Genomic DNA, 9,636 nt, shown 5'->3' on the forward strand with positions numbered 1-9,636 from the left:
GTGGTGCGCGCGGCGACCGAGGCCTTTGGCGGCATGCCGCCGCGTTTCGTTCCGGGGCACCCGATCGCCGGTTCCGAGCAGAGCGGGGCAGCGACACCCAACTGGGTCTGAACTTCGCCTACATGCTGACCGACAACCTCGGTATCGAGCTGCTCGCGGCCACCCCGTTCGAGCATGAAGTGAAGCTCAAGGGCACTGCGCTGGACGCCGCCAACGGCAAGCTCGGTAGCCTCAAGCACCTGCCGCCGACCCTGAGCCTGGTCTACTACCCGCTGGACCACAAGTCGGCCTTCCAGCCTTACGTGGGTGGCGGCATCAACTACACCTGGATCTATGACGAGCACGTCGGCAGCGGCGCCAGCGCCGCCGGTTTCGACAACTTCCGGGCCAAGAACTCCTGGGGCCTGGCCTGGCAGGTCGGCGCCGACTACATGCTGACCGACAACGTGATGATCAACGCCCAGGTGCGCTACATCGATATCGACACCACCGCCTACGTGGACAACAACGCCGTTGCCGGCGGCACCCGGGCCAAGGTCGACCTGGACGTCGATCCATGGGTCTACATGGTCGGCCTGGGCTACAAGTTCTAAATCGGCCGGACAAAAAAAGGCGCCTATCGAGGCGCCTTTTTCATGGCCGGGGAAAACTCAGAGGCCCAGCAAGCGTGCCAGCCCGACGCTCAACGGCGTCGGCTCGGGGAAGGTGAAACGCTGCAACAGCCGCTGGTTGTTGGCCCGCGAATGGCGGATGTCCCCCGAACGCGCCGGGCCGTAGCTGACCGGTGGCAACTGGCCGACCACCTGACCCAGGGCCTCGAGCAACTGCTTGAGGGTGGTGGCCTGGTTCAGGCCGACATTCACCGCACCGACTTCCAGTTGCGGTACCTCCAGGGACTGCACCAGCACGTCCACCAGGTCTTCGACATACATGAAATCGCGGGTTTGCTCGCCATCGCCGAACACCTTGATCGGCAGGCCTTTCTGCGCGCGCTCGCAAAAGATGCTGATGACCCCGGAGTACGGCGAGGACGGATCCTGGCGCGGCCCGAAGATATTGAAGAAGCGGAAAATCGCCGGCTCCAGCCCGTGCTGGCGGCGATAGAAATCGAAGTAGTACTCGCTGGCCAGCTTGTCCGAGGCATAGGGCGTCAGAGGCGCCTTGGGCGTGTCTTCGTCGATGGATTCGCCCTCGCCGTTGTTGCCGTAGACCGCCGCGCTGGAGGCGTACAGCACGCGCTTGACCCCGGCCTGACGCATGGCTTCGCACACGTTGAGGGTGCCGATGAAATTGCTCTGGTGGGTACGCACCGGGTCGTCCACCGAGGCCTGCACCGAGGCGACCGCCGCCAGGTGCGCCACCGCGCGGCAGCCGACCATCGCCCGCGCCACCAGGGCCGCGTCGGCGACGTCGCCTTCGATCAGTTCGACCCGTGGGTTGTCCAGCGGCAGGTTGCTCGGCTTGCCGGTGGACAGATCATCGAGGATCCGCACCGAGTAGCCCTTGGCGAGCAAAGCGTCCGTCAGGTGCGAACCGATGAAACCGGCACCGCCGGTGATCAAAACAGGGCTATCAGCCATGACGATAAAACCTATCCAGTAAAGCCGGGAGCGCCGCGCGCCAGGCGCGTGGCTTGATCCCGAAGGTGTGCAGAATTTTCTTGCAGGCCAGCACCGCGTGCTGCGGTTCTTCGGCGGCATCCGGGCGCGCGGCGTGAGCCTGGGCGGTCGGCGCCTCGATGGCCAGCGGATGCAGGCTGCGGGCCTCGGTGAGGATCGCCTGGCCCAGGGCCAGTGGCGTGGTCGCCTCGTGGCCGGCGTAGTGGTAGGTGCCCCACAGCGGCGCGGCGCAATCGAGTTGCTTGAGCACGGAAATGATCACCCGGGCGGCGTCGTCCACCGGGGTCGGGTTGCCCCGGCGGTCGTCGGCCAGCAACAGCTCCTCGGGGTGTTCGGCACGGGCCAGGAAACGTCCCAGGGTGCCCTCGGCGCTGTCGTCCAGCAGCCAGCCGAAGCGCAGCAGCACATGCTGCGGGCAGGTGGCGCGCACGCTCTGCTCCATCCGCCACAAGGCCTGGCCGCGCAGCCCCAGGGGCACCGGCTCGTCCTTCTCGCTGTAGGCGGTGGCCCGCGAGCCGTCGAACACCCGGTAGCTGGAGGGCTGCAGAAGAATGATGTTGTGATGCTGGCACAGCTCGGACAGCCGCTCGACCGCCCGCTCCTGGCCGGCCAGCCGCGCCTCGGGGACGCTCTCCGCCTGGAACCAGTCGAAGTAGTACGCCAGGTTGATCAAGGCGTCCGGGCGGGTGTCGTCGAGCAGTTGCGTCAGGCTCGCGGCATCCCAGCCGTCTTGCGGCGGGCGGGGGGCGAGGAAACCGATGTCTTCCTCCGCCCCGAGGCGAATCAGCGCCTGCCCAAGGGCATTTCCGCCGCCCAGTAACATAAGGCGCATTCGCATAGAGTCAGCAAGCCCAATCTGTTCGGAACGATGGTTTGAAGTGGCCAACCCCGCGGGCCTGGCCATGAATAGTGCTCAGAATCGTTGCATTTTGCGGGTTTCCGGCGCAACCGTCACTGAGAAAGTGCTGCACTGTCAGTCACACAGTCCCTGTGTAGCCGCTGCCGAGCTTGCGAGGCTGCGATCGGCAACGCAGTTGCCGCAAACCCTGAATCCACGATCCACCTGGAAAAACGTGTCGCCTGGTTTACGACCGCTGCGCGGCCGATCGCAGGCTGCGCCAGCGGCTACAGGGCATGCGCAACCCGGAGCACGACGAGACAGTCTTGCAACTTTGCCCCGCTGGTCGCATAACGTTGGCCATGAACCTGCCCCAGATCCCCGCCAATGCCCTGCCGGGTTTCCATCCCGCCGTCAGTGCCTGGTTCGACAGCTGCTTCCCGGCGGCCACGGCCGCCCAGGCCCGCGCCTGGCCGCTGATCCGCCTGCGCCGCTCGACGCTGATCGCCGCGCCCACCGGCTCCGGCAAGACCCTGACCGCCTTCCTGGCGGTGATCGACGAGCTGGTGCACCGTGGCCTGGAAAACGGTGGCACGCTGCCAGAACAGACCCTGGTGGTGTACGTCTCGCCCCTCAAGGCCCTGAGTAACGATATCCAGATCAACCTGCAGGACCCGCTGGCCGGCATCACCGCGCAGCTCGAACGCCTGGGCCTGCCGCAGCTGCGGATCAGCACCGCGGTGCGCACCGGCGACACCCCGCAAAAAGACCGCAGCGCCATGCGCAAGAGCGCCCCGCACATCCTGGTGACCACCCCCGAATCGCTCTATGTGCTGATGGGCTCGGGCTCGGGCCGGCAGATGCTCGCCAGCACGCGCACGGTGATCGTCGACGAGATCCACGCCATCGCCGCCAGCAAGCGCGGCAGCCACCTGGCGTTGAGCCTGGAGCGCCTGCAGGCGCTGTGCGGCGAGCCGCTGACACGGATCGGCCTGTCGGCCACGCAAAAGCCCATCGAAGCGGTGTCGCGCTTTCTCGTCGGTCGTGATCGCCCCTGCGAGATCGTCGACATCGGTCACGCCCGGCCCCGGGACCTGGCAATCGAAGTGCCGCCCGTGCCGCTGTCGGCGGTGATGGCCAGCGATGTCTGGGAACGAGTCTACGATCGTCTCGCCGAACTGGCGCGGGAGCACCGCACCACCCTGGTGTTCGTCAACACCCGGCGCCTGGCGGAACGCCTGAGCCGTCATCTGAGCGAGCGCCTGGGCAAGGACGCGGTGGCCGCCCACCACGGCAGCCTGGCCAAGGAATTCCGCCTGGACGCCGAGCAGCGCCTCAAGCGCGGCGAGCTGCAGGTACTGATCGCCACCGCCTCCCTGGAACTGGGCATCGATATCGGCGATGTCGACCTGGTGTGCCAGATCGGTTCGCCGCGCTCGATCGCCGCCTTCCTGCAACGGGTCGGACGCTCCGGGCACCAGGTCGGCGGCACGCCCAAGGGCCGCCTGTTCGCCCTGACCCGCGACGACCTGCTCGAATGCGCCGCCCTGTTCGACTGCGTGCGGCGTGGCGAACTCGACATTCTGCAGATTCCCAGGGCGCCGCTGGATGTGCTGGCGCAGCAGATCGTCGCCGAAGTCAGCAACCAGGAATGGCAGGAACAACCGCTGCTGGACATGATCCGCCGCGCATCGCCCTACAGTGAACTCGACGCCGGGCATTTCCAGGCGCTGCTGCGCATGCTCGCCGAGGGCTACAACGGCCGCCAGGGCATTCGCAGCGCCTACCTGCACCGCGATGCGGTCAAGCGCAGCCTGCGCGGCCGGCGGGGCAGCCAGCTGACCGCGGTGACCAGCGGCGGGACCATTCCCGACAACGCCGACTACAGCGTGCTGCTGGAGCCCCAGGCGCTGAATATCGGCAGCGTCAACGAAGACTTCGCCGTGGAGAGCATCGCCGGCGATGTGTTTCAGCTGGGCAACACCTCGTACCGCATCCTGCGGGTGGAGCCCGGCAAGGTACGGGTCGAGGACGCCCATGGCCAGCCGCCGACCATTCCGTTCTGGCTCGGCGAAGCCCCCGGGCGCAGCGCCGAACTGTCGTTTGCCGTGGCGCGCCTGCTGGCCCGCCTCGACGAGTTGCTCGGCGCCACCCCCGGGCACCTGCAACCGGCCCTCGACTGGCTGGGCGAGCACCTGGGCCTGGACGCCGCCAGCGCCGGGCAACTGGTCGACTACCTGGCCCGCGCGCGCCAGGCCCTGGGCACGCTGCCGTCCCAGGACACGCTGATCATGGAGCGGTTTTTCGATGAATCCGGCGGCACTCAATTGGTGATCCACACACCGTTCGGCAGCCGGATCAATCGCGCCTGGGGCCTGGCGTTGCGCAAGCGCTTCTGTCGCACCTTCAACTTCGAATTGCAGGCCGCCGCCAGCGAAGACGCCATCGTGCTGTCGCTGTCCACCAGCCACAGTTTCGCGCTGGACGAAGTCTGGCGTTACCTGCATAGCAACAGCGCCGAGCACATCCTGGTCCAGGCCGTGCTGGATGCGCCGCTGTTCGGCGTGCGCTGGCGCTGGAACGCCGGGGTGGCCCTGGCGCTGCCGCGCTTTGTCGGCGGGCGCAAGGTGGCGCCGCAGATCCAGCGGATGAAAGGCGAAGACCTGATCGCCAGCGTGTTTCCCGACCAGATCGCCTGCCTGGAGAACCTCGCCGGCGAACGGCAGATCCCCGACCACCCGCTGGTGGAGCAGACCCTCGACGACTGCCTGCACGAGGCCATGGACTGCGAGGGCTGGCTGACCCTGTTGCGGCGCATGGAACGGGGCGAGCTGCGCCTGATCAGCCGCGACCTGCCGGCGCCCTCGCCCCTGGCCGCAGAAATTCTCAGCGCCAAGCCCTACACCTTCCTCGACGATGCGCCGCTGGAAGAGCGCCGCACCCAGGCCGTGCTCAACCGTCGCTGGAGCGACCCCGAATCCAGCGACGACCTCGGCGCCCTGGATGCCGAGGCCATCGAGTCGGTACGCGAAGAGGCCTGGCCCGCCCCCGGCACCCCGGATGAAATGCATGAGGCGCTGATGAGCCTGGCCGCCATCGGCGAGCCAGAAGCCCAGGCCAACCCGCATTGGGCTGGCTGGTTGCAAGCCCTGGCCGACAGCGGCCGCGCCAGCCGCTTGCAGCTCGGCGACGAACAGGCTCTGTGGCTGGCCGTCGAACGCCTGGCGTGCCTGCGGGCGATTTATCCACAGGCGCCGCTGCAACCGCTCATCGCAGCTCCAACCGGCTTCGACGAGGCCTGGGAGCGGGACGAAGCCGTGGTGGAGCTGATTCGCGCCCGGCTCAGCGGTTTCGGCCCGATGCCGCTGGAGCGCATCGCCGCCCCGCTGTGCCTGAACGCCAGCGAGGTCGCCCAGGCGCTGGCCCGACTGGAGCGCGAGGGTTATGTGCTGCGCGGGCGCTTCAGCCCCGGCGAAACCCAGGAAGAGTGGTGCGAACGGCATCTGCTGGCGCGGATCCACCGCTACACCGTCAAGCGCCTGCGCCGGGAAATCGAGCCGGTGTCGCTGCAGGACCTGATGCGTTTTCTGTTCGACTGGCAGCACCTGTCCAGCGCCACCCAGGGCCAGGGCAGCGCCATGCTGGCGCAGACCGTCGCCCAGTTCGAGGGATACGCCGCCGCGGCCGGCGCCTGGGACAGCGAGCTGCTGCCGGCGCGGATCAAGGATTACTCCGCCACCTGGCTGGACGAGTTGTGCCGCAACGGCAAGGTGGTCTGGAGCCGACTCGGCGCGCCACACAAGACCGCAGGTGCGACCCTGCGCAACACGCCGATCGTGCTGCTACCACGCAGCCAGGTGGCGCTGTGGAGCGGACTGAGCACGCAGCCCGACAGCAACGAGCTGTCGCCCAAGGCGCAGAAGGTGCATGGAGCCTTGAGCCGCCACGGCGCGCTGTTCTTCGACGAACTGCAGCACGAGGCTCATGTACTGCGTACCGAGCTGGAAATCGCCCTGCAGGAACTGGTAGCCGCAGGGTGGGTGAACGCCGACAGTTTTGCCGGCCTGCGCGCCCTGATCACCCCGGCCAGCAAACGTCTGGCCCACAGCGGCCGACGCGGGCGCGGGGCGTTTGTCGGCGGCATGGACGATGCCGGACGCTGGGCCCTGCTCCGGCGGTCGACAGCGGCGCCGGACAGCCTCGGCCGCTCCGAGCAGGCCGCTCTGGAACATATCGCCATGACCCTGCTGCGGCGTTATGGCGTGGTGTTCTGGCGCTTGCTGGAGCGCGAGGCCGACTGGTTGCCGAGCTGGCGCGACCTGCTGCGCACCTTCCATCGGCTGGAGGCCCGCGGCGACATTCGCGGCGGGCGTTTTGTCAGCGGCCTGGCCGGCGAGCAGTTCGCCCTGCCCGAGGCCATCGCCCTGTTGCGCGAAGTGCGCCGCCGCCCATTGGACGGCAGCCTGATCGCGGTGTGTGGGGTCGATCCGCTGAACCTCGCCGGCACCCTGCTGCCGGGGCCGAAAGTCCCGGCCCTGGCCGGCAACCGCCTGGTGTACCGCGACGGCCTGCCCGCGGCGGCCGAGATCGCCGGCAAGCAGCAGGTCTGGCTGGAGCTCGACCCGCAGGCCAGCCTTGAACTGCGCAACAGACTGATCCGTCACTGACGTCCGGAAACGCGTCGTTCCCGCCAGCCCCGCCCGTCGTCTCAGCCCTGCCCGGCCCGCGCCAGCGGCGTCGGTGGGCTGACGCCGAAGCGCGTGCGGTATTCGCTGGGCGCCAGCCCCGTGATCTTCTTGAAGATGGCGCGGAACGCCCCCGGGTCCTGGTAGCCCACCGTCCAGGCGATGTGGTCGATGGTGCCGTTGGTGAATTCGAGCATTTCCCGGGCCTTGCCCACCCGCAGGTGCTGGCAGTACTCGGTGGGTTTGAGCCCGGTGGCCGCGCGAAAGCGCCGCAGGAAGGTGCGCTCCTCCAGCCCGGCCTGCTGCGCCATGGCGGCGAGGGAAACCTCCACCGCGCCATTGGCCTGCAACCAGTGCTGGACCTTGAGGATGGCCGCGTCGCCATGGCCGAGGAGCGGCGCGAAGTTGCTGCCGCACTGGCTGGCGCTGTCGCTGTGTTCGATCACCAGGAAGCGCGCGGTGCCGCTGGCGATGCTCGGGCCCAGCAGGCGGTTGACCAGGCGCAGGCCGAGTTCGGACCAGGCCATCAGGCCGGCGGTGGTAATCAGGTCGCCGTCGTCGACGATCGGCTGGTCGGCGTTGAGCCTGACCTTCGGGTAGCGCTCGGCGAACGGCTTCGCCGAGGTCCAGTGGGTGGTGGCGTTGCGCCCGTCGAGCAGGCCGCTTTCGGCCAGCAGGATAGAACCGACGCAGACCCCGCCCAAGGTCGCGCCATGGGCATGTTGCTGCCGCAACCAGCGGATCAGCGCCTGGGGCGCCTGGGCCTGGGAAAAACCGGCCACCGAGGGCGGAATCAGCACCGCCAGCAACGGGCTATCGACACCAGGGTGACTGTCGTACACCCGTACCGGCGCCTGCTCGGTCTGGGCCTGCCAGTGGCTGATGCGCAGCAGCGGCAACTGCGCACTGTGCTGTTCGGCGGCGATGCGGTTGGCGACCCCGAACAGGTCGGTCAAGCCATGCACGGCAGCCATCTGTGCGCCGGGATAGATCAGCACGCCCAGTTCGACGACTGCGCTTTGCATACCCATTGTCAGTTTTCCCCCTGCTATTGTCGGTGCGGCCAATCCTCGAGTGGCCGGCCGGGGCCAATACTGGACACCACAGCCAACCCCTACTCCAGAGGAAACCCCCATGGCCAAGCAAGCGCTCATCGTAGTCGATATCCAGAACGACTACTTCCCCAACGGCAAGTGGCCCCTGGTCGGCGCCGAAGCTGCCGCGGACAACGCCGCACGGCTGATCCAGGCGTTCCGTGACAGCGGCCGGCAGGTGGTGCACATCCGCCACGAATTCACCTCCGACAGCGCGCCGTTCTTCACCCCGGGCTCCAGCGGCGCGCAACTGCACGCCAAGGTGCTCAACCGCGCCGACGAGCCGGTGGTGCTCAAGCACTTCGTCAATTCGTTCCGTGAAACCGAGCTCGAAGCCCTTCTCGACCAGCACGGCATCGAACAGTTAGTGGTGGTCGGCAGCATGAGCCACATGTGCATCGATGGTGTCGCTCGCGCTGCCGCCGACCTCGGCTACGGCGTCACGGTAATCCATGACGCCTGCGCCACCCGCGATCTGGAGTTCAACGGTGTGCAGGTGCCGGCGGCCCAGGTGCATGCCGCGTTCATGTCGGCCTTGGGTTTTGCCTACGCCAGCGTAGTGTCCACCGCCGAATTCATGGCGACCAGTCGCTGACGCTGAAAAGCCGCTCTGTGCTGGAGACATCGGCAGAACCACCGGGACAGCCTGAACGTCCATCAGGATAGAGCCAATATCGGTAACGACACTGGCGACAGAAAGCAGAAGGCCCGTAGCGTTTGCGCGCTACGGGCCTTTTTCATGCCGTTACCAAGAAGGTTCTCTTAGAACGGAATATCGTCATCGAAACTGTCGTCGAAGTTCTGCGCCGGTTGCGGCGAAGACTGCTGAGGCGCTGGACGCTGTGGCGCCTGGGAAGGCTGCGGACGCGACTGCTGTGGACGTGGCGCGGAGTTGCCCATGCCCTGGCCCTGGTCGCCCTGTGGACGGCCGCCCAGCAGCTGCATGGTGCCCTGCATGTCGACGATGATCTCGGTGGTGTAACGCTTGATGCCGTCTTTTTCCCACTCGCGGGTCTGCAGCTTGCCTTCGATGTAGACCTGCGAACCTTTGCGCAGGTACTCGCCGGCGATTTCCGCGACCTTGCCGAACATCGACACACGGTGCCACTCGGTGCGCTCGACCTTCTGGCCGGTCTGCTTGTCGGTCCACTGTTCGCTGGTGGCCAGACTCAGGTTGGTCACGGCGTTACCGTTAGGCAGGTAGCGAACTTCGGGATCCTGGCCGCAAGTGCCGACCAATATGACTTTGTTAACCCCACGGGCCATAACGTTCTCCTAGGCTTCGCACGCCGACCGGGCTGGGTTGACCAGCTGCTCGAGGGTCGCGCGATCCAATAATTCGGTGTCCAATTTGATGTAAATGGCGGCTTCTTCGACCACCATCACGGCATCTGTTACCC

At 67.1% G+C, this 9,636-nt stretch carries 8 protein-coding genes; 3 read left to right on the plus strand and 5 right to left on the minus strand.

The features are described from left to right. On the plus strand, window positions 1-593 hold a 593-nt coding region (locus ACQKQA_RS28410; RefSeq protein ID WP_427564537.1), incomplete at its 5' end, for an OmpW/AlkL family protein. A gap of 57 nt (window positions 594-650) precedes the next feature. Here ACQKQA_RS28410 and ACQKQA_RS28415 read toward each other — a convergent pair. Together ACQKQA_RS28415 and ACQKQA_RS28420 are read right to left on the minus strand one after the other, a co-directional pair. Beyond that, on the minus strand, window positions 651-1,580 hold the full coding sequence (locus ACQKQA_RS28415; protein WP_427564538.1) for an NAD-dependent epimerase/dehydratase family protein: 930 nt from the start codon (window positions 1,578-1,580) through the stop codon (window positions 651-653). Next, entirely contained in the window at window positions 1,573-2,457 is an 885-nt protein-coding gene (locus tag ACQKQA_RS28420; RefSeq protein WP_427564539.1) for a sugar nucleotide-binding protein, read from the minus strand. Before ACQKQA_RS28420 ends, ACQKQA_RS28415 begins: the two co-directional genes overlap by 8 nt. Window positions 2,458-2,819: 362 nt before the next feature. On the opposite strand from ACQKQA_RS28420, the gene ACQKQA_RS28425 reads away from it, so the two are divergent. Then, window positions 2,820-7,124 carry a DEAD/DEAH box helicase gene (locus ACQKQA_RS28425; RefSeq protein ID WP_427564540.1) on the plus strand — a complete coding sequence of 1,435 codons (4,305 nt, stop codon included), beginning with the start codon at window positions 2,820-2,822 and terminating at the stop codon, window positions 7,122-7,124. A gap of 41 nt (window positions 7,125-7,165) precedes the next feature. On the opposite strand, the gene ACQKQA_RS28430 is transcribed toward ACQKQA_RS28425, so the two are convergent. Further along, complete coding sequence (locus tag ACQKQA_RS28430; RefSeq protein ID WP_427564541.1) at window positions 7,166-8,173, minus strand: GlxA family transcriptional regulator; 1,008 nt, start codon at window positions 8,171-8,173, stop codon at window positions 7,166-7,168. A gap of 103 nt (window positions 8,174-8,276) precedes the next feature. On the opposite strand from ACQKQA_RS28430, the gene ACQKQA_RS28435 reads away from it, so the two are divergent. After that, a complete protein-coding gene (locus ACQKQA_RS28435) occupies window positions 8,277-8,831 on the plus strand; it encodes a cysteine hydrolase family protein (RefSeq protein ID WP_427564542.1) in 555 nt (184 codons plus the stop codon). Window positions 8,832-8,998: 167 nt separating this feature from the next. Here the strand turns inward: ACQKQA_RS28435 and ACQKQA_RS28440 are convergent, their stop codons facing one another. Together ACQKQA_RS28440 and ACQKQA_RS28445 are read right to left on the minus strand one after the other, a co-directional pair. Next, on the minus strand, window positions 8,999-9,502 hold the full coding sequence (locus ACQKQA_RS28440; RefSeq protein ID WP_427564543.1) for a single-stranded DNA-binding protein: 504 nt from the start codon (window positions 9,500-9,502) through the stop codon (window positions 8,999-9,001). A gap of 9 nt (window positions 9,503-9,511) precedes the next feature. After that, on the minus strand, window positions 9,512-9,636 hold a 125-nt coding region (locus ACQKQA_RS28445; protein WP_427564544.1), incomplete at its 5' end, for a hypothetical protein.

It is taken from the genome of Pseudomonas sp. NPDC089530 (genome assembly GCF_050280705.1).
Lineage (GTDB): Bacteria > Pseudomonadota > Gammaproteobacteria > Pseudomonadales > Pseudomonadaceae > Aquipseudomonas.

Bases quoted from the DNA above. Each gene is read 5' to 3' on its own strand.
- ACQKQA_RS28415 (WP_427564538.1), bottom strand. From the start codon at position 1,580: ATGGCTGATAGCCCTGTTTTGATCACCGGCGGTGCCGGTTTCATCGGT.
- ACQKQA_RS28420 (WP_427564539.1), bottom strand. From the start codon at position 2,457: ATGCGAATGCGCCTTATGTTACTGGGCGGCGGAAATGCCCTTGGGCAG.
- ACQKQA_RS28425 (WP_427564540.1), top strand. From the start codon at position 2,820: ATGAACCTGCCCCAGATCCCCGCCAATGCCCTGCCGGGTTTCCATCCC.
- ACQKQA_RS28430 (WP_427564541.1), bottom strand. From the start codon at position 8,173: ATGGGTATGCAAAGCGCAGTCGTCGAACTGGGCGTGCTGATCTATCCC.
- ACQKQA_RS28435 (WP_427564542.1), top strand. From the start codon at position 8,277: ATGGCCAAGCAAGCGCTCATCGTAGTCGATATCCAGAACGACTACTTC.
- ACQKQA_RS28440 (WP_427564543.1), bottom strand. From the start codon at position 9,502: ATGGCCCGTGGGGTTAACAAAGTCATATTGGTCGGCACTTGCGGCCAG.